Genomic DNA, 19,593 nt, shown 5'->3' with positions numbered 1-19,593 from the left:
TGGGGTGCGGTTCATAGGCTGTGTCTTATTTATTAAATATAAGGGCTACTAGCAGCGTAAGCACATATACTCCTGAAAAGAGAACAAAACTTTTTACTGCTTCAATAAAAGTTTCGCGTTTCACTTGCTTTTTCAAGAATCGTTCCAAACTATGATAAGCAGGCACTAGACCAAGCAAACCAATCAATGCCCAGAATGGCAAGAAACCTGTCAAACAGTACAACAGCCACAGCAACCATGGTAAACTTGCCAAGACAAAGTATAGTTTCAAAGCATTTTTCTTACCGATGTAGTAGACCAAGGTGTAGCGATGGTTGCGAATATCTTCTTCCAAATCACAGGTATTGTTTGCCAACATGATATTAGCAATCAAAGTAACTAACGGAATAGACATTAAAATGATTTCCAATATCCTTGTCCAAGAGAATTGTACAGTCATCCACTGACCGCTCACCTGGCTTGTCAATAGCAAATCTGGTTGCTGAATAAATACAGCGAAAAAGAAAATTCCAAATCCCATAGTTATTCCAGAAAAGACTTCCCCCAGTGGCATTCTCGACAATGGAATAGGACCAAATGTATAAAAGATTCCAATGAGAAAGCATAGCGCCCCCATTGGCAAGAGTAGCCAGCTTGTACGCCAGACAAGCAATAAAGAAATCAGGATGGAAAAAATAAGTAAGGTAAAAATAATACCAATCATTTGCTGAAAATCAAGCGAAAACTTCCCAATCACATTACTTTCTTGACGATAGGCTTCATCTTTTGCCTTATGATAATCCATACTATTGTTTATTGCGGTCGTGCACATATCAAAACTCAGTACTGCCAGGACAAACAACAGCGTATTCAACCAATTAAAAGTCTGATAGCGATAAGCTGCCCATAGAAGCCCCAGTGTCATAGGAAAGACACTGGCAACCTTTGTTTTGATTTCGACAAATTCTAGAAATACGGGTAAACTAAGCCCGTTCTTTGATTTATTCACTGACAAGATGATACTCCTCATTCGTTAATTCAAAGCTATCTTTAAGTCCATCGCTCAGATGAACACCGTGCTCCTTATCAATAAAGACCGCTTCAACTCCATCCATTTGGTTGATGAAATCAAGTCCTTTTTCAACACCGAGCAAGAAAAGAGTTGTAGACAAGGCATCTCCTTGAACCGAGGTTTTTGAAAAAACTGTGACTCCTGAAATGTCATTTTCTACAGGATAACCTGTTTTAGGATCTAAAATATGGTGATATTTTACACCATCTACCTCAATATACCGTTCATAAATACCAGATGTAACGACTGAATCATGTGTCTCTGGAACTGAGCCAACCGTTGTCCCTCGAACTTGATCCGGATCTTGAACGCCAACGTTCCATCCTTTTTGTGTTTTCGGTGAGTCACCCATGACTACAACATTCCCACCAAGGTTGATAATGGCTGTAGTAATCCCTTTACTTTCAAACAACTCTCTAACTTTATCCGCAATATATCCTTTTGAAATAGCCCCGAGTTCTAAGGTCATTCCTTTCTTGATATAGACTGTTTGTTTTTCCTTATCCAGAGTGATATCCTTGTAGTTTATATATGGCAAAGCAGCCTGTATTTCTTCATCGCTGGGTTTACGTGCATCTTCATCCCCAATTTTCCAGAGATTAGTCACAGCACCGATTGAAATATCAAATAAACCATCACTCTCTTCACTGGTCTCGATAGCTTTCTCAATTACTTCAAAAGTCCGATCATCTACTTTGACAGCTTCTTTTCCAGCCGCCTGATTGATCCGATAAACATCTGAACCATCCAAATTCGTTGACAGCAGACTTTCCATTTCCTTGATATAGACGATTGCCTCATCCATCACTTTCTCTTGATCATCGTGATAGATACTCAATTGCACTACTGTATGTAGTAGACTTTCGCTACGAGTCAATGGAGTTTTTATGACAGGTAACGTTTCCGTTTTCTTAGCTCCGCATGCTACTAGGAAAAATGCAGCAATATAAATTACAAATAAACGGATTCCCTTTTTCATTAACTCATCCTTTCTAATAGAAAAAACACAGTAGCCAGATTGGGCTACTGTGCCTTCATTTTACTGACAGATATTACTCAAATGTAAGTGTGATTGTATCTGTATTTCCTTCTTCAGCAGCTTTCAAAAGTGCTTCAGTTGATTTTTTGAAGTTTTCAGAAGTATGAGTTGCACCTGAAACTACTTCTACATCTGCACTTTGTGCTGCAAGAAGTTCTTCATCAAGTTTATCTGTAGATTCTGCAGAAGATACACCTGATTTTTCTTTCATTGTTGCATTGTATTCAGCATTTTCTGATTTCAAATTGCCATCTTTGTCCTCGTAATCAGCAGTTGAAGCTGTAATTTTACCACCTTCGATAGTGATTTCGTGAACAAATTTCCAACCGCGTTCATCAAATCCTGACTCAGCTTTGTAAGTACCATCTTTCCAAGCTGATGCTGATGAAGATTCAGAAGTAGTTGTTTCTGCTGTTGATGATGTTGTTGATTCTTCTTTAGCACCACATGCTACCAAAGTTACAGCAGCACCGAGAACCAACAAACTTTTCAACATCCATTTTGTCTTTTTCATGATAAAACTCCTTTGTTTTATGTTAATAACTATACTATAATGATATAACTTTTTCTTCTATCTGTCTAGTCAAATTGACAAAAAAATCACAAATTAGAAGTATTTTTTGAATACGTTTTCTATGATTCGATCAAATGATTCTTTTTCTGAAATTTGCATTCTATTTGCAAAATTGTTGCATTTAATAAGGTAGGAAGAAATCAAGCTTTCCGTTTTTTCAATAGCACCTGTAGCCTTGATTTTTATTGCCAACTTATCCAGAGCTTCAGTCTGTGGATTTTCAATATACGCTTTTAAATCCTGACGAATTTCCTTTCTTTCTCTTAAAGCAAGTAACAATGGGGCAGTATAAATACCATTTTGAAGATCCTGCAATTGAGGCTTACCAGATACTCTAACATCCAATTGGTAATCAATTAAATCATCTCGGATCTGGAATGCCATACCAAGGGCTTGACCTGTTCGAAAAGCTAGTCCACTTTCTTTCTTCGACTGTCCTGGCACAAAAGCTCCCAATTGGCATGACAAACCAAAGAGAAATGCTGTCTTCCCTTGTATTTGTTTGAGATAGGCTTTCATAGTCATTTCTGTATCAAACTGATTCATTAATTGAGACAGCTCTCCTCTTAAAATGGTTTCCATGAGTTTATCATTGCCTAAATTCATATCTTCCTGAGATAGATCTTGTAACCGTAACCCCTTGGCCAACAAACGGCCTGAATAGGCCAAAAGATAATCACCAGTATAGATTGCAATCCGATTTGAAAATTGCTGATGGACCGTGATAACTCCCCGTCTTTTATCTGCCCCATCAATCACGTCATCATGTATAAGGGTTGCTAGATGTAAAACTTCAAGATAAGCAGCAAAATACAACTTAGATTGATGAATTTGCCCTTCTTTCATCTGTGCAAAGAGCAGACAAAGGCCAGCACGCAAGTATTTACCCGGTGCCTCTACATACTCAACAATCTTTGTTTTTACTGCTGGATGCAGAACCATCATCTCTGATAAGATGATGGTTTTAACCTCTTCAAGCCCCCTCTTAATGTCTGGGTGGGCATCCCAAATTTGATGTACCACTTAACTGTTGAAATTTCCTTTATTTATTATCCTTGATTCTGTAAATATGCTTGGGCTTCCCATAAATGGTCTTATCAAGGAAGCGACCTAACCATGGCATAATCCAATAATCTAATCCAAATGCTCTACCTGCACCATTCATTAATGAAATTGCTGCTGGGATAAACCAAATATTTACCCAGTAGAACATACCCGATAAGCTGAACATAACTACTAAAGCTACTGTTGCAGCAGATACAATCCATACAAATGCTCCTGCAATCAAGGCTAAACCAATTCCGATTTCTGCAATAGTCATGAATTTTTGCATAAAGAGCGCAACTTCTTGGTTCGGCATCATGAATTCCATAATTGACGCAAACCAGTCAGGCATTTTTTCTAAAACGGTCATCGGTGTTTCACCATAGGCGTAGCTCAATCCAAAAATTGGTTCTGCTACTTCCGCTGCGGTAGTAGCAGCTTGTGAAGCGCTTGAAACTGTCTCCGCTGCAGAAGCTCCAGAAACTGGATCAGCTAACCATGGGAATGGGAAGACAACTTGATCACCAAACCATGACGTTGTTCCAAATAGTCCAAACCCTTTTTTCACACCTTCATAGAGCCAAACTGATCCATACAATAAGCGCATCGGTACTGACCATAAAAGATTGCCCTTACCAGAAGTATGTCCACCAAAGATGTTCCGTTTATTTTTAATATCAAAGAACTCATGACGCACATAAGATCCCATGTAGAAGAAACTTCGGATAGTAAAGAAGTATAGCAAGTTAACCATATGCTTCATTGCCATAGCAAAGAAACCAGACATATGGTATTTATCCATCAAGAAAGCAACACCATAGCGTGATCCGATAGATACCATAAAACCATCATACTTGCCTTTATAACTGTGCTTTTCTCCGCCGTTAATCGCTGCAATGATATTGCTTGCTGCAGTATGACCAGTTTGTTCAGCTGCTTGAACGATTTGAGGGGTCGGTTTTCCTTCTGATTCTTCAAAGTAAACCAAGTCACCAGCCACATAGACATTTTCTTTGCCTTTGGCTTCCATAAATTCATTGGCAATTAGGCGACCTGCACGTGCTTTTTCAATACCGAATTCACTAGAATCAGAATTTGCTTGAACACCTGCAGTCCAAATAGAAGTGTAGGTTGGGATTTGACGGCCAGATGCCAATGTTAAGCTATCTTCTTGAACACTCGCAACACCATCACCAAGTACTAATTCAACGCCTTTTTTCTCAAGGTATTTACAAGCCTTGACTTGTTCTTTTTCAGTAACCATAGCCAAGATATTTGGCGCTGCTTCAACAACCTTGAGTGAGAATTCTTTCGGATCCAACTTGAACTCACGCGCCAAAATTGGTACCCAATCAATTAACTCACCGATCATCTCAATACCAGTAAAGCCAGCACCGATAACTGTAAAGGTCAGAAGGGCACGTCGTTTTGCTTCATCATGTTCACGCATGGCAAGGTAGCAAGCATCAATGATGTGGTCATGCAAACGCTCAGCTGCCTCAATAGACCATAAAGTGAAACCATGTTCCTTGACACCTTTGACACCAAAGTCATTCGCCTCACCACCCATAGAAAGTAGCAAATAATCAAATGCCAAGGTTTGGTGTTCAGCAACGACTTGTTTCTTGTCGTAGTCAATCTCTACAACCTTATCAGTCACCAACTGAACCTTTGGATATTTTTTGAAGATACGTTGTAGGTCATACTTGATTGCATTAGCTTCCACTCGTCCTGCAGCTACTTCATGCAACTCTGTCATGTAAGTATGGAAAGAGTTTTTATCGATCAAGGTAACGCTTACATCTTCGTTTTTCTTAAACGTTTTCCCTAATAGTCGAGCTGCTGCAATCCCTGCGTAGCCAGCACCGACAATCACAATATTTTTCGTCACAATTAATCCTCCTTGTGAAAATAGCAACAATTTATAACAAAATCATTATATCTTAATATCTTATACATTTCAAGCGTTTTTCAATAATTAGTGGTATATCTGCATACTTGCATGGTAACGAAAAAAAATGTAAGATAACTAGTAAGAAAATAATGCCAAGAAAGAATATTTCAAAAGTCAATGATGAATTCCAAACGTAAAACCTTAAATTTTATTACGATGTTAGCTGCACAAGCTGTCGTAATTTCGGTAGTTGAACGATTAATCCCCACACCTTTCTCTTTTGCCCCTGGCGCTAAACTAGGCCTTGGCAACCTCATCAGCTTGATTGCAATATTTACACTCCCTGCGAAAGATAGTGTAAAAGTGGTCTCGTTACGCTTACTTATTTCAACTTTTCTAGGTGGTTCTTTCTCCACTTTTCTCTATAGTTTTGCAGGAGTGACTCTAAGCTATATTGTAATGTTATCTGCAAAACAACTCGGTCCTCGTCGGGTCAGCCCAATTGGCATTTCAATACTGGGAGGTATGATGCACAACGTCGGTCAATTGATTGTTTTCGCTACCATCGCTCGCTCTTTTTATGTATTAAACTACCTTCCGATACTCTCTTTTAGCGGAATACTTTCTGGATTTTTGGTAGGATTAGCCGCCACTTACTTGCTTGAAAAAGTGGGTCCTCTTCGTTACTATCACCAAAAAATATTAGCTGAGTGGAAATAGCTCTCTTCTTTTTTAATCTGAATACAAAAAATCTAATGCATATAGATTAGCCAATAGTATATATTCAATTACTTGATAATCAGATCCGATTAATATGATACAAAGTCAGCTCACAAAATGAATTGACTTTTTTTGTTATGAAGCCGTCTATTATTACTATTTTAGCAGAATAATCGACAATCTATCGTCTGAATTTTCTGCATGTAACCCTTTACAAAACTGGTATTCATCAGGTAATAAAATCCCTTGATTTTCTTGATAATTTCATAAACATTTTAATTCATTATTTCTTACCTTTTTCCACTATTTGTGCTACAATAGCTTCATATTTAATTATCAAAAGGGAATATCATGTCTTTTTTACCTATCAAGTTGACACCGAGTCGACGAATTATATTCAGTTTTTTGCTGGTAATTCTGATCGGTTCTATCTTACTCAGCTTACCGATTTCACAAGCTGATAGCTCCGTCGCCACCTATTGGGATCATCTTTTTACAGCTGTTTCTATGGTCTGTGTGACAGGCCTGTTCACTCAAGCTGTCTCCGAATCATATTCTACCTTTGGACAGATTATCTGTATGTTGTTGATTCAAATCGGTGGACTTAGTCTTATGGGTTTCATTGGTTTGTTTGCTCTTCGTAGCGGTCGAAAGATGGATTTCATGAATATGGCTACGCTCCAAGAAGCATTATCTCGTTCTGATACCAAGCACTTTCGTAGCTTTATCAAATCTGCCTTCGGTTTCACTTTGGCCATTGAATCTCTTGGCGCTTTGATTCTATCATTTCAATTTGTTCCAGATTTTGGCTGGCAACGCGGCCTTTTCAGCTCTGCATTTTTAGCAGTTTCAGCTTTCTGTAACGCAGGCTTTGATAACTTTGGTGCTACTAGTATTGTCCGCTATGTTGACAATCCACTAGTCAATCTGACTTTAGCCGCCTTAATTATCATGGGGGGACTGGGATTTTCTGTTTGGTTTGACTTTCAAACACAGATTGTAACCAAAGGACACTTTAAAAAATTACGTTTTCACACGAAGGTAGTTCTTGCTTTAACCATTACTATTCTATCAATTGGGACACTTCTTACTATTATTACGGAATGGAACAACCCAGATACTATTGGAAATCTCCCGTTTTGGGAAAAATTACTGGTTAGTTTCTTCCAAACTGTTACCATGCGAACCGCTGGTTTTGCAAGTATTGATTATACAAAGGCTGAACCAGTCACACTTCTCATTTATATTTTTCAAATGATGCTTGGTGGTGCACCTGGAGGGACTGCTGGCGGGATAAAGATTACTGCATTTCTTACCATCATTCTCTATGCACGTAGCGAAATTTTAGGTCTGCCTCATACAAACTTTATGTCTCATACTATCGACAATCTAACAATACGAAAAGCAATCGCAACGTTTTCTGTCTTTCTAATGATCTTTTTAACCGGCCTTTTTGCAATAACGGTAACTGATGCGACTCAACCTCTGATTTATCTTATGTTTGAAGTCATGTCGGCTCTAGCAACTGTAGGAGTTACTGCTAACTTAACTCCAAATCTTAGTATGGCTGGTCAGGCCATTATCATGGCTCTCATGTTTTTTGGACGGATCGGACCATTATCCATTTTAGCAAGTCTCTCTATTCGCCGCATTTCAAAAACAGAAAGCTTGCAATACGCAAAATCATCATTGTTAGTTTAATAGGGGAAAATTATGTCAACTTACACTATCGGAATTTTAGGTCTCGGTGTATTCGGGACTACCATTGCTAAAACACTTCATAAATACGATTGCAATATCATTGCTGTTGATAACCATGAGCATCAAATCAATCAGCTTGAATCCATTTTAACAAGGGGGGTTGTCGGAGATATTACAGACCGCTCTCTTTTAAGGGCCGCAGGTATCGAAAGCTGTGATGCTGTCGTCGTTGCCACTGGTAACAATCTCGAGTCAAGTGTCCTCGCGGTGATGCACAGTAAAATGTTAGGCGTGCCTAAGATCATTGCCAAAGTTAAAGGTACCACTACAAAAGAAATCTTATTACGTATCGGTGCGGACAAGGTAATCTCACCAGAAAGAGAAACAGGTATCTCTCTTGCTAAACATTTAATTCACCGCAATACTACTAGTGTTTTTGAATTAGGTGGTAACGCTTCTATTGTTGAATTCAGACCACCCAAAAAATGGTTTGGAAAAACATTGGCGGAATTGCAATTACGTCAAAACTACAAAATGAATATCATCGGCTACCGTTGTGGTGAGAATCAGGAACTGAATATCCAATTAACACCAGATTATGTTTTCAATGAAGATGAGCTGATTACAGCAGTTACAGACCACAATACCATTGACCACTTTGAAGATTTAACCGACTAAACCTAGCCCACTAACCCAGCTTTGTCGGAATGTTAGTGGGCTTATACTTTGCACCTTTTCAGGAGATTTTATGAATGATTTAACTAAAGGAAGACCAATCATTGTTATTTTGCGTTTCACTCTTCCTCTCTTAATCGGTTCTTTTTTTCAACTAGCTTATAATTTTGCCGATTCCATGATTGTCGGCCACACCCTGGGTGAGGAAGCTTTTGCCAGTGTAGGGACGGCCGGTAGCCTTATCTTTCTAATTGTAGGTTTTGCTCAAGGATTGACCAGTGGGCTAGCCATTGTTACCGCACAGCGTTTTGGGGCTAAGGATACTGTTGGCCTCCGCCATAGTTTTGTCCATGGGCTTTTCTACTCCATTCTTGTTAGCCTAGTATTAACTGTCCTTTCGCTCATTTTTCTACGACCTATTCTAGAATTGTTACAAACACCAGTAAATTTAATCGAGCATTCTTATGCATTTATGGTTGCTATATTTGGTGGAATGGTGTTTACCATTTTATATAACTATTTGTCCGCTGCAATTCGGAGTTTAGGTGATTCAACCACTCCACTTATAGCTCTCATACTGGCTTGTATCATCAATATTATTCTCGACTTTTTCTTTATTTTAAATGTTGGGTGGGGTGTATTTGGCGCTGGTTTTGCTACCGTTACCGCTCAAGCAGTTTCTGTCCTCTACCTTCTCTTTCATATTAAACGAAAAATTCCTCAGTTTCATCTTACAAAATCTGATTGGAAGTTAGATAAAGATAATTTGAAAAAACATGCACAGGTTGGTTTCCCCATGGGATTTCAGGCAAGTATCATTGCAATTGGAGCTCTTACCCTTCAAGCAATGCTCAATCAGCTAGGAACTCAAGCCATTGCTGCTCAAGCCATTGCTAGTAAAACCGACCAGTTAGCTATGCTGCCTATGATTAATTTAGGTCTAGCTGTCTCCACTTTCACTGCTCAAAACTATGGTGCAAAAGAGTACAACAGGATTTTAGAAGGACTCAAACAAGCGCTTTGGATTGATATTGCCTGGTCGATTGTTTATGCAATACTACTGGTTATCTTCCATAGTTTCTTCTCTAGTTTGTTTTTGCCTGATGCTAGTTTAGAAGTTCGCTCGCTCGCATTGAGCTACTTCATAATCAATGGCAGTTGTTATTGGATTTTGGCCATTCTCTTCATTATTCGTAGCTTCGTTCAAGGTTTAGGTAAAGGTTTCATTCCAACCTTAGCCGGATTTGGTGAACTTATCATGCGAGCAGGGGTGGCAATTATCGGGCTCCAATTATTTGGATTCTATGGAGTTGCCGCCGCCAACCCGGCAGCTTGGATAGGAAGTATTTTAGTTCTCATCCCAAGCACAATTATCCTCTCCCGCAAACTAAAAAAAGGAGAGACTGTTTAATCTAAAAAACGCATGACCTATGTCATGCGTTTTTAAAATAGCATTTTCGTAGAAATTGGATAGGAAGGACTCTCCAAAGCGCACTATAGCTAAGCCCAACCAAGAAAGCCATCCCGACTTGCACATTGGACACTGGTAGCAGATTAACAAAAAGAATTAGTCCCAAAATAACCACTAATAGAATAGCTGTCGTTGTCTTATCCCACTTAAAATAAGCCGACAAGGCTTTGTCAGGAAAAGCTTGTACTTCCTTGAACTGTTTGTAACTAGCACCAAGACTAGCTCCTGCCGCCCCCATAATCGCACCAAAATAATAGTGTGGAAGGACATAGACCAACAAATAAGCGACTATAACATAGGTAAGCACCAACAAGGTGTACATCATTTTTTTCATGACCAACCTCCCTATCTATTTGTTTCCATACATATTTTAACAAGAATTTTATAGCAAATACAAGTTAACACAATCTACTATGATAGTTGGCTTTCTAACTCAAGTTCTATCAAGAGCTTTCTATAATAATCCTGCTCATCAGCTAAGAGTGGGCTGTTGGGCAGCATTTTTTTAGCCTGAGCCAGAGATTTTTTCAAAGCCTTGCTATCTTCCGTAATTCGCTGGTGGTAGAGAGCCGCGATGACTTGGTAATTTCCCATAGGATACTTGAGCAGAGCCTTGAGCTGCTTGTCCTGCCCTAATACTCTAGCCTCTTCCTCTAAGCCTTGTAAGATATAGACTTCCAACAATACAAGTTTTGCCAGCTTCACCATATAGTCATTATCAGATGCCGCTATCACTTTTTCCAAGCGTTCTTGGGCTTCTTGATACTCCCCTTGGAAAATCAGCACTTCCGTCCAGTTTAGATAGTGAATCTGTGACAAATGCCCAGGCAAGATTGGTAGGTCCAAAACAAAATCGCTTAAGTTTGCTGCAGTTGGGTCCACCATGACTTGAGAGGTGTGTCTAAGTGCTTGATAGACCAATCGGCTATAGTCTGGATGAGCACGCAACTCTTGTATCTTAGCACCATCCACCATTCCAGAAGGATTGGCATTGAGGATAAACAAGGATAGATTGAGGAGAATTTGCGAGAGAGGTAGGCTCCAATGCCCTGTTAAGAACCCAATCAAAACAGAAACAAGGATGAGACTGAGATGGACAATCAAGCCACCTGCAAACATCAGAATCGCTCGAGGGTCATCCTCATCTCTTTTGACTCCGATATACTGAGCAGCTGCCCCTTGCACAATCACGGTTTTCTTCCATTTCCATCCTTGGTCAGTCTTGACCAACAAGTGATTGCCCAAGCCAAGCGCCACCAAGTCAAAACCCGTCAGCCAACCAAAGAAGGCATGCCCTAATTCGTGGAGAATGAGGGTTAGGTAAAAAGTACCTAGAAACCAGACATAACCTAGACCAAACACCCACAGTCCATAGAAGGAATCATTTTCTGGTAAAAGTTGAGCCATCCCATAAGTCGAATACATGGCACTCGCAAAACCACAAAGAACAGAAACACCTATAACAATCCAATTCCATACTTTCTTCATACCAAACCTCCTTTTTTAATAGTATAACAAAAAAAGACTAGGAAACCTAGTGAACCGCACCCCAAAAGTTAGACAGAAAAAATCTAACTTTTTGGAAAGTCAACGAAAAACTAGACACGGAGTTAAGAGAATTTAAGAATTATATTTTTCAAAGTCTTTTGGAGACTTGTAATCAAGACCTGAATGCATCCTTTTTGTATTGTAATAGGTCTCAATGTATTTAAATATTTCTTGAGTAGCCTCAGCTCTTGTCTCAAAATGAGCATCATTAATAAGCTCCCTCTTTAGCGTCTTATAAAAAGACTCCATCATTGCATTGTCATAGGGATTTCCTTTACGACTCATGCTAGATTGAGCACCGACTTGACGAAGAGTAGATTGATAACGAGAGCTTGTATATTGACTCCCTTGATCAGTATGGACAATCAAGCCAGGCTGAGGATGTTCTTTCCCACAAGCTTGTAAGAAGCAATCCCTCACCAGTTTATCTTGCATCCGTGAAGACATTGACCAGCCTACAATCTTACGTGAAAAAACGTCGATATTCACGGCTAAGTATAAGGTGCCTTCTTTGGTAGGGATATAGGTCATGTCTCCCAGCCATACTTTATTAGGAGCTGTTGCTTTAAAGATCTGATTAATTAAATTGGGTCTTGAAAGCGAAGCTCCTTTTCTGTTGTAATGTTTATATCTATAACGGCTTCCCTTGGCATAAAGTCCCATCAAGTGCATCAGTTTTCCAACACGTTTCGTGTTGGTCATAATACCAGTATTATGAAGTACCTTGGTAATTCTGACCGCACCATAGCGTCCCTTATGCTCATGAAAGACAGCTTTTATCTTCTCTGAGAGAATTTCTCTCTCCACTTGTTGTTTTGAAGGACGACGATGCATGTATTCATAGAAACCTGAGCGAGAAACCTTAAGAACTTTTACTGCATGCTTAATTTTTATCTTCCCATGATGTTTCAAGAGAAATTCAAAACGTTTTACTTGCTTCGCTTCAAGAAGACCCGGAACTTTTTTAGAAGTTCAAGTTCCTCCTGAAGATAACGATTTTCTTTCTCTAACAATTTAATCTTATGTTGGGCATTAGCTAGGGCTGTCCCATTGCCTGGAAAAGCACTTTCTCCATATTCTTCAACTTCTTGAACCCAGCGATAAAGACTATTGGCATGAACCTCAAGCTCTTGGCTGACTTCTTTAACAGAGTAACCCTCTTCAAGAATGAGTTTTACTGCAGAATTTTTAAATTGTTTATCGAATTTTCTTCTTGCCATAATAAACCTTTCCACGATTTCTCTTAACTTTGTGTCTAGTTTATTATAACCTTTCCAAGGATTTAGTTCTGTACTGAACAGGACTAAGTCCTTTTAGTTTTGCTTTAATGCGTTTATTGTTGTAGTAAAAAATATAATCAGTGATAGCTTGCTCTAGTTGGTCCAGTGACTTGAAATTCTTCTCAAATCCGTAAAACATTTCTGTTTTCAAAATGCCAAAGAAGGACTCCATCATGCCATTATCCGTGCTAGTTCCCTTGCGAGACATGGACGGACGTATGCCTTTACTGGCAAGAAAACGATGATAAGCTTCATGTTGGTATTGCCAACCTTGGTCGCTATGGAGAATGGTATTTGGGTAAGTTTCCTCAGGAAAGGCTTTATCAAGCATAGTCTTGACTTGTATGAGGTTGGGAGAACGTGACAAGGCAAAAGCAATAATTTCGCTATTATAGCCATCCAGAACAGGTGATAGATAGAGTTTTTCAGAACAAATTGGCAGAGTGAACTCAGTCACATCTGTATAGCACTTCTCAAAAGGCTTAGCTCCTTCAAAGATTTTTTCAATGAGATTGGGAGATTTCTTGCCCACATCCCCCTTGTAAGACTTGTATTTCTTACGTCGACGAATACGAGCAGTTAATCCTAGCTCCTTCATCAGCCGTTGTACTTTCTTATGATTGACAGAAAATCCACGATTTCTTAACTCAAGGTGAATGCGACGGTAACCATAGTTTCCTTTATGTTCATCGTAAATGGCTTGAATTTCAGCTTTTAACTCCTTATCTTTATCTGGTTTATCCAGTTGCTTGACTTGATAGTAATAGGTAGAAGGAGCTAATTGAGAAATAACCAGCAGTATATCTAGTCGGAATCCTTCTGCGACCATCTCTCTAACTGTTTGAGCCTTTCTTGCTCTCTGGCTTCGTCCCTTAAACGAAGCTCCCTCAACTTTTTTAGGTAAGCCACCTCAGTGCGTAAGCGCTCATTTTCCTCCTGAAGTCGCTCTAACTCCGTCATCTCTTCCCAGGTTTTCTTTGGTTTACGCCCCATCTTTGGTGGCCTCCCTCTTGTTTTCTCAACAATAGTATACCCGTTTTTCTTGTATTGTGCTATCCAGTTTGGAAGAGTTCCACGATTTGGCAGGGCGTAGTCAAGCGAGACGGAGAGGACTGACTGCTTATCAAGAAGTACTTTATCAATCATTTTCTGCTTGAGTTCTGGAGAATAATAGGTATTCTTTCCTTTCTTGACAATGTTTATTCCATACCTATCAATCAGTCGAAGCATATATTGGATAACAGATTCTGCAATATTAAACTGTTTTGACAAGTTCTTGATAGACTGACCACTTTGACGTAGTTCATAGATTTCGATTTTGTCTTCATAGCTCAATTTCATAAAAATAGCACCCCAAAAGTTAGATTTTTTCTGTCTAACTTTTGGGGTGCGGTTCATAGTCTTTCACTTGTTTTTTTTGGCAATTCAAGTTTAGGAATTTGGATTATCTAAACTACGGCCATGCAAGCCTTTTTCACGTTGGACTTGACGAAGTTTCTCTGGCGTCACATCGTTGCCATCTTCATCAACCAGCTTAATCCCCTCAATATGATGACGGATTGCTCGACGATATCCCTCGATGTATTCTTCCCTGAGCTGAGCCTGTTCAACATTTTCCTCTGGTGTCAAGGTACCAGCTTTTTTCTTTTTAGCCAATTCATTGATCCGATTGATTTTTGCTTGTTCCATCTTTTCCCCCTACTTACTATTCAAGAGATTGAAAACTGCCACTACTGAAGCCTTGTCTGCCAAGGCTTTTAAGAGGGCTAAGCGGTTGGCTTTTACGGCCACATCATCTGCCATGACCATGGTATTGTCGAAGAAGGCTGCGATGACTGGGCTCAATGCAAAGAGCTTGTCCAAGTTGCCTGCCATGTCTTCAGTCAACTCCAAGCCAGCCACTGCTGCAGCAAGAGTTTTCTCCTGCACGTTTTCAAAAAGTGCCTCGTCAATCGCAGTCGCCTCCGCCTTTTCAGCCAAGTTGAAGACCCGTGACAAGTTTTCCACGGCCTGCTTGTAGTCAGCCTCTTTTGATTTTTGGAAAATTGCAGAGCTGGCTGCCAGTTGCAGTCTGACCACAAAGGTTGAGCTGGCAAGTACAGCCTCACGGATGTCTTTCGGAATCGCCTTATCCATCATCTTCTCTACACGGGCACGAATAAAGTCCATCACAGCTGACTGGTTGTCATAGGTCAAGCTGGCAAAGTTCAAACTGTAGAGCTCCGCAATCAACTGATCCAATGGAATTTCCCAACCAAATGCTTCCAAGATCCGTACGATGCCTTGTGTTGCACGACGAAGAGCGTAAGGGTCGTTTGAACCAGACGGAATCAGGCCAACTGAGAAGAAGGATAGAAGGGTATCAAATTTGTCAGCCAGTGCCAAGACCGCACCGACCTTGCTCTCAGGCAATTCGCCTTCTGCTGAATTTGGCAAGTAGTGCTCACGGATTGCCGCTGCCACCGCAGGTTTTTCCCCTGCAAGAAGGGCATACTTCTCACCCATAATCCCTTGCAATTCATCAAACTCACCGACCATACCTGTCAAGAGGTCAAACTTGTAGATGTCTGACGCACGTGCCACATCCGCTTTTTCATCCGCGGACAAGCCAGCTAAGTCAGCCAGTTTTTCTGCGATAACTTTGGTACGTTCCATATGCTCGTAAAGTGAGCCGATTTTCTCATGGAAGGTCACGACTTTGAGGCGTTCTACCAAGTCGGCAATCTTGAGTTTTTGGTCCTCACGCCAGAAGAACTCACCATCTTCCAAACGGGCCACTAAGACTTTCTCATTTCCTTTGATAACATTGTCAAGGTGTTGGTCGTTACCATTCCGGACTGAGATGAAGTTTGGCAAGAGCTTGCCAGCCTTATCACGCACCACGAAGTAACGTTGGTGATTTTTCATGGAAGTGACCAAAACTTCTTCTGGTACCTCCAAGTATTTGGTGTCAAAGGAGCCCATAAAGGCAGTTGGGAACTCAACCAGATTGAGAACTTCATTAAGTAGGCCTTCGTCGATCTCAACGGTCACATTATGTTTGTCCTCGATAGCCTTGATTTGCTCGACGATCATATGTTGACGCTCTGCGGGATCTGTAATGACAAACTGTGCACGCAAGTCTGTCTCGTAAGAATCTGCACTTGCAATCTCAGTTTCATTTCCAAGGAAACGATGACCACGGCTGATGCGAGCTGATGAAATGTCCAAGAAATTCATATCCAATGCTTCATTGTCCAAGAGAACGGTCAGGGTGTGGACAGGACGGATGTAGGCGAATTTGTTGGACGCCCAGTTCATGCTGACAGGGAAGGTCATAGCCTTCAAGACCTCTGGAATGCCCGCCAAAACTGCCTTTGCTGGCTGACCAGCTTCATGTTTGGTCACGTAGACATACTCTTCACCCTTAATCTCGCGGAATACGATGTCCGCTGTCGTCAAGCCTTTGCCACGGACAAAACCTTCTGCCGCCTTGGTGAAGTTTCCGTCTGCGTCCAAGGCAATCTTCTTAGCAGGCCCCTTGAAATCTTCCGTCAAGTCAGTCTGCTGGTCCGCCAAACCACGGACACGAACAGCCAAACGGCGTGGTGTTGAAAAGACATCGATGCTATCAAAAGCCAAACGGTTGTCTGTCAAAAAAGTCGCCATGCGGTCACGCAACTGGTGCATGGCTGGGGTTACGATATAGGCAGGAATCTCTTCCAAGCCAAGTTCAACAAGTAAATTCTTTGTCATTATTCTGCGTCCTCCTTCAACAATTCTGCTCGTGTTGCTTCGTCTAGAAGTGGGAAGCCTAGTTTCTTCCGCTCTGCCACAAAGGTTTTGGCAACGACACGAGCAAGGTTACGGATACGGGCAATGTAGCCAGCACGCTCGGTTACAGACACAGCTCCGCGGGCATCGAGCAGGTTAAAGGTGTGAGAACATTTGAGCACATAGTCAAAGGCTGGGTGAACCAAGCCTTCTTCCAAAGCCCGCTCTGCTTCTTTTTCAAACTTAGTGAAGTTTTCAAGGAGCATATCTTGGTCCGATACTTCAAAGGAGTATTTTGAATGCTCATATTCTGGCTGGATAAAAATTTCGCCATATTTAACGCCGTCTGCCCATTCGATGTCGTAAACGGAGCCAACTTCTTGGATATAGGATGCCAAACGTTCCAAACCATAAGTTACTTCGGCTGTGACTGGACCTGTCGCCAAACCACCAACCTGTTGGAAATAGGTAAACTGCGTGATTTCCATACCATCCAACCAAACTTCCCAGCCCAGACCAGCTGAACCTGTTGACGGGTTTTCCCAGTTGTCCTCAACGAAACGAATGTCGTGCTCCAAAGGATTGATGCCCAAACGCTTCAAAGACTCCAAGTAAAGTTCTTGAATATTAGAAGGCGATGGTTTCATAACCACTTGGAATTGGTGGTGCTGATAGAGACGGTTTGGGTTTTCCCCGTAACGACCATCCGCAGGACGACGACTTGGCTCAACATAAGCCGCATTCCATGGCTCAGGACCGATAGCACGCAAAAAAGTGTAGGGACTCATAGTACCCGCACCTTTCTCCGTATCATAAGCCTGCATGAGCAAGCACCCCTGCTCATTCCAAAATTGTTGTAAGGTCAGGATAATTTCCTGGAAAGTAAGTTTTTTTGACATATTTTTCCTTCTTTCTTTAAATCTAAGTCTTTTAGTTTACTTTTAGTACTAGGCAACGAGCTGCAGGCAGTACTGAGGTACGGCAAAGCGAGTTAACGACGTAATAAAAGATAGACTAAATGACGATGTTCTTGCGACGTGAGCCTTCCTAGCCCATACCGCTAGGAAATGCGAACTAGTACAGCGTCTAGCTCAGTCGCCCTAGCGATGAGCGTGTGGCAATTCGACTGAAAGGAGACTATGCCACTGACACTGTGGAAAGTAAGTTTTTTTGACATATTTTTCCTTTTTCTATGAATAGTTGCGCGACTTTTCACTCCTTAAAACGATGTCTTTTTGAGTGAAATCAACTAGTGGATGTTCGTGCTATTAGGTACCGTCTCCACAAAAACAGCCTGCTCTGCTTTGTCCATGTAGGAACAGGTCATGGCTTCGAGGTCAATGACCCACTTGTAAATGCCTGCTTCTGCTGTTTCTTGGCAGAAGGTAGGGAAATCTGTTTGCCCAGCCTGATGATTGCGTAATATGGTCACAAACTGGTCCAGATTGACTCGGTCCGAAACAGGTATCGTCACTTGATAGCCTTGCTTTTCCAGAGTTTGACCTGCCTTCGAACAATAGACAACCTGGCCAGACTGGATATCCACAGTATTTTCCACCATTTCCCAGTCCTTAAAATAGGCAATCAGTTTGGGAAAATCAGGCCCAGTAAACTGTTCATAACCGCGATTGATATTTTCTAAGGTGAAAATTGATCTCCTTTCTTTATAATAGCTGTCTTCCAACTTGAGATGAAAAACAAGAAATACTCGGTCGGCAGACAAAAAGAACCACATTCTCTTCCCCTGTCAACTGACATAGGGGCGTTGAGAACGCGGTTCCACCCTAATTTATTACTTCATTTGTATATTTTTGATTAAGTAGGATAAGTTCACGACTGGGAAAGCGCCAATTATTTCAAGACTGGCTTGGCTTTCACTCTCCCAAGCTCGCTAGACAGGCTTTTGAAACAACCTTCTTTCATGCTTAGTATTGTAGCAAAAAAATCAGTGTTTGTCTAGAAAGACCACTATTTATCCGAACACAATCCCACTGACAAATCCTACAAGGCTATTGCAGGCCTATCGCAATCTAGTAGATATTTTCTGGTACTACTCCCAAGAATTTTTCTGCGTGTTGACTGATAAAATCTAGGGCACTTTCCAAATCTTCTACTCTATCAGAATTGACCAACTCCATAACTCTGTAATCATGGTTCGCTCGCCATCGCGCCAATTGAAACAGCGACAAACTGCTCCTTTATCATCCTTATAGCAAACTTCACCTGGTAAAGTTGGAGTGTTGGTTTCATCACCAATGAGATAGAATTCATCCCCACCCTCAGTGACCGTTAGTTGGAGATTGCCTACAAATGTATCTAAATCTTCAGCACCACATGGAAGACCAAAACGCAAACTCGCAGCATTATAAATGTCCACTAATGGAGAAATTGTTGTGACTGGACGGTCACTAGTTGAACGTTTCAAAAGGGCTTCGATACTAGAACGCGCGCCTTTTTTTGTTTTAAATTTTTGATAGGCTTGACGATATGTACGAATGACCTCGTTCTCACTAAAGGTATCTTCCGTAAGAAATTTCTGGGCAATTCCGTTGCTTTCTTCCAGTATTTTCACTAATTCACCAGGCGATTGCACCGGCGTTTTATAATCTTTCTATAATAGAACTCCAATTTTTGCATCTGGAAATAGACTCCAGAAAGATGAATCGACAATAAATTGTGACATATTCCTACTCCTTTTATAGAAAAATCAGCACCCTATGAACACCTTCAAAGACTTAACGACGTTCATAAAATGCTGTTGCATGACTACCCGGTGGCAGTGTTTATTTAATTATATTTATTGTATAAAGATGCTTTCAATAACACAAGGACTATCCAAAATT

17 protein-coding genes and 1 pseudogene are annotated in these 19,593 nt (G+C 40.8%); 4 read left to right on the top strand and 14 right to left on the bottom strand.

Features of this window, described 5'->3' with window-relative positions:
* Positions 1-25 precede the first annotated feature (25 nt).
* The 5 genes from D2A30_02575 to D2A30_02555 form a co-directional block, all read right to left on the bottom strand.
* Positions 26-1,009, bottom strand: a complete 984-nt coding sequence (locus tag D2A30_02575) for a 1,4-dihydroxy-2-naphthoate polyprenyltransferase (GenBank protein ID ULL20551.1) — start codon at positions 1,007-1,009, stop codon at positions 26-28.
* Positions 981-2,030 carry an FAD:protein FMN transferase gene (locus D2A30_02570; protein ID ULL20550.1) on the bottom strand — a complete coding sequence of 350 codons (1,050 nt, stop codon included), beginning with the start codon at positions 2,028-2,030 and terminating at the stop codon, positions 981-983. The genes D2A30_02575 and D2A30_02570 overlap by 29 nt, the downstream gene beginning before the upstream one ends.
* 73 nt (positions 2,031-2,103) lie before the next feature.
* Positions 2,104-2,604 (bottom strand): FMN-binding protein, encoded by a 501-nt coding sequence (locus D2A30_02565; protein ID ULL20549.1) that lies wholly within the window; start codon positions 2,602-2,604, stop codon positions 2,104-2,106.
* Between the two features lie 93 nt (positions 2,605-2,697).
* Positions 2,698-3,687 (bottom strand): polyprenyl synthetase family protein, encoded by a 990-nt coding sequence (locus D2A30_02560; GenBank protein ID ULL20548.1) that lies wholly within the window; start codon positions 3,685-3,687, stop codon positions 2,698-2,700.
* Between the two features lie 19 nt (positions 3,688-3,706).
* Complete coding sequence (locus D2A30_02555; GenBank protein ULL20547.1) at positions 3,707-5,599, bottom strand: NAD(P)/FAD-dependent oxidoreductase; 1,893 nt, start codon at positions 5,597-5,599, stop codon at positions 3,707-3,709.
* Between the two features lie 183 nt (positions 5,600-5,782).
* On the opposite strand from D2A30_02555, the gene D2A30_02550 reads away from it, so the two are divergent.
* From D2A30_02550 to D2A30_02535, 4 genes are all read left to right on the top strand, one after another.
* Positions 5,783-6,322: a Gx transporter family protein gene (locus tag D2A30_02550; protein ULL21974.1), complete on the top strand. Its 540-nt coding sequence runs from the start codon at positions 5,783-5,785 to the stop codon at positions 6,320-6,322.
* 351 nt (positions 6,323-6,673) lie between these two features.
* The gene (locus D2A30_02545; protein ULL20546.1) at positions 6,674-8,023 is read left to right on the top strand and encodes a TrkH family potassium uptake protein; all 1,350 of its coding nucleotides are present in this window, start codon (positions 6,674-6,676) and stop codon (positions 8,021-8,023) included.
* A 12-nt stretch (positions 8,024-8,035) separates the two neighbouring features.
* On the top strand, positions 8,036-8,701 hold the full coding sequence (locus tag D2A30_02540; GenBank protein ULL20545.1) for a TrkA family potassium uptake protein: 666 nt from the start codon (positions 8,036-8,038) through the stop codon (positions 8,699-8,701).
* Between the two features lie 70 nt (positions 8,702-8,771).
* Complete coding sequence (locus tag D2A30_02535; GenBank protein ID ULL20544.1) at positions 8,772-10,109, top strand: MATE family efflux transporter; 1,338 nt, start codon at positions 8,772-8,774, stop codon at positions 10,107-10,109.
* 22 nt (positions 10,110-10,131) lie between these two features.
* On the opposite strand, the gene D2A30_02530 is transcribed toward D2A30_02535, so the two are convergent.
* From D2A30_02530 to D2A30_02490, 9 genes and pseudogenes are all read right to left on the bottom strand, one after another.
* Positions 10,132-10,503, bottom strand: coding sequence for a hypothetical protein (locus D2A30_02530; GenBank protein ID ULL20543.1), 372 nt, complete (start codon positions 10,501-10,503; stop codon positions 10,132-10,134).
* Positions 10,504-10,580: 77 nt separating this feature from the next.
* On the bottom strand, positions 10,581-11,657 hold the full coding sequence (locus D2A30_02525) for a hypothetical protein (GenBank protein ULL20542.1): 1,077 nt from the start codon (positions 11,655-11,657) through the stop codon (positions 10,581-10,583).
* A 132-nt stretch (positions 11,658-11,789) separates the two neighbouring features.
* A protein-coding gene (locus D2A30_02520) for an IS3 family transposase (GenBank protein ULL20541.1) occupies positions 11,790-12,937 on the bottom strand; the annotation gives its coding sequence in 2 pieces (ribosomal slippage) (positions 11,790-12,685 and positions 12,685-12,937; 1,149 coding nt in all).
* A 43-nt stretch (positions 12,938-12,980) separates the two neighbouring features.
* Positions 12,981-14,338 (bottom strand): IS3 family transposase gene (locus D2A30_02515; protein ID ULL21973.1). Its coding sequence is split into 2 segments (ribosomal slippage): positions 12,981-13,888 and positions 13,888-14,338, totalling 1,359 coding nucleotides; the frame shifts between segments, so codons are not numbered across the junction.
* Between the two features lie 90 nt (positions 14,339-14,428).
* Complete coding sequence (locus D2A30_02510; GenBank protein ID ULL20540.1) at positions 14,429-14,686, bottom strand: DUF896 family protein; 258 nt, start codon at positions 14,684-14,686, stop codon at positions 14,429-14,431.
* A gap of 9 nt (positions 14,687-14,695) precedes the next feature.
* The gene (locus tag D2A30_02505; GenBank protein ID ULL20539.1) at positions 14,696-16,732 is read right to left on the bottom strand and encodes a glycine--tRNA ligase subunit beta; all 2,037 of its coding nucleotides are present in this window, start codon (positions 16,730-16,732) and stop codon (positions 14,696-14,698) included.
* Positions 16,732-17,649, bottom strand: coding sequence for a glycine--tRNA ligase subunit alpha (gene glyQ, locus D2A30_02500; GenBank protein ID ULL20538.1), 918 nt, complete (start codon positions 17,647-17,649; stop codon positions 16,732-16,734). The genes D2A30_02505 and glyQ overlap by 1 nt, the downstream gene beginning before the upstream one ends.
* A 350-nt stretch (positions 17,650-17,999) precedes the next feature.
* Positions 18,000-18,485: a DUF1398 domain-containing protein gene (locus D2A30_02495; protein ID ULL20537.1), complete on the bottom strand. Its 486-nt coding sequence runs from the start codon at positions 18,483-18,485 to the stop codon at positions 18,000-18,002.
* A 266-nt stretch (positions 18,486-18,751) separates the two neighbouring features.
* Positions 18,752-19,433, bottom strand: a pseudogene (locus D2A30_02490) (hypothetical protein).
* Between the last annotated feature and the right edge of the window lie 160 nt (positions 19,434-19,593).

Origin of the sequence: Streptococcus suis, assembly GCA_022354845.1 — a bacterium.
GTDB classification, from domain to species: Bacteria; Bacillota; Bacilli; order Lactobacillales; family Streptococcaceae; genus Streptococcus; species Streptococcus suis_AA.
The sequence above is the reverse complement of the archived record's forward strand: the minus strand, read 5'-3'. Positions and strand labels throughout refer to the sequence as shown.

Bases quoted from the DNA above. Each gene is read 5' to 3' on its own strand.
- D2A30_02575 (ULL20551.1), bottom strand. From the start codon at position 1,009: ATGAGGAGTATCATCTTGTCAGTGAATAAATCAAAGAACGGGCTTAGT.
- D2A30_02570 (ULL20550.1), bottom strand. From the start codon at position 2,030: ATGAAAAAGGGAATCCGTTTATTTGTAATTTATATTGCTGCATTTTTC.
- D2A30_02565 (ULL20549.1), bottom strand. From the start codon at position 2,604: ATGAAAAAGACAAAATGGATGTTGAAAAGTTTGTTGGTTCTCGGTGCT.
- D2A30_02550 (ULL21974.1), top strand. From the start codon at position 5,783: ATGAATTCCAAACGTAAAACCTTAAATTTTATTACGATGTTAGCTGCA.
- D2A30_02545 (ULL20546.1), top strand. From the start codon at position 6,674: ATGTCTTTTTTACCTATCAAGTTGACACCGAGTCGACGAATTATATTC.
- D2A30_02540 (ULL20545.1), top strand. From the start codon at position 8,036: ATGTCAACTTACACTATCGGAATTTTAGGTCTCGGTGTATTCGGGACT.
- D2A30_02535 (ULL20544.1), top strand. From the start codon at position 8,772: ATGAATGATTTAACTAAAGGAAGACCAATCATTGTTATTTTGCGTTTC.
- D2A30_02530 (ULL20543.1), bottom strand. From the start codon at position 10,503: ATGAAAAAAATGATGTACACCTTGTTGGTGCTTACCTATGTTATAGTC.
- D2A30_02525 (ULL20542.1), bottom strand. From the start codon at position 11,657: ATGAAGAAAGTATGGAATTGGATTGTTATAGGTGTTTCTGTTCTTTGT.
- D2A30_02510 (ULL20540.1), bottom strand. From the start codon at position 14,686: ATGGAACAAGCAAAAATCAATCGGATCAATGAATTGGCTAAAAAGAAA.
- D2A30_02505 (ULL20539.1), bottom strand. From the start codon at position 16,732: ATGACAAAGAATTTACTTGTTGAACTTGGCTTGGAAGAGATTCCTGCC.
- glyQ (ULL20538.1), bottom strand. From the start codon at position 17,649: ATGTCAAAAAAACTTACTTTCCAGGAAATTATCCTGACCTTACAACAA.
- D2A30_02495 (ULL20537.1), bottom strand. From the start codon at position 18,485: ATGTGGTTCTTTTTGTCTGCCGACCGAGTATTTCTTGTTTTTCATCTC.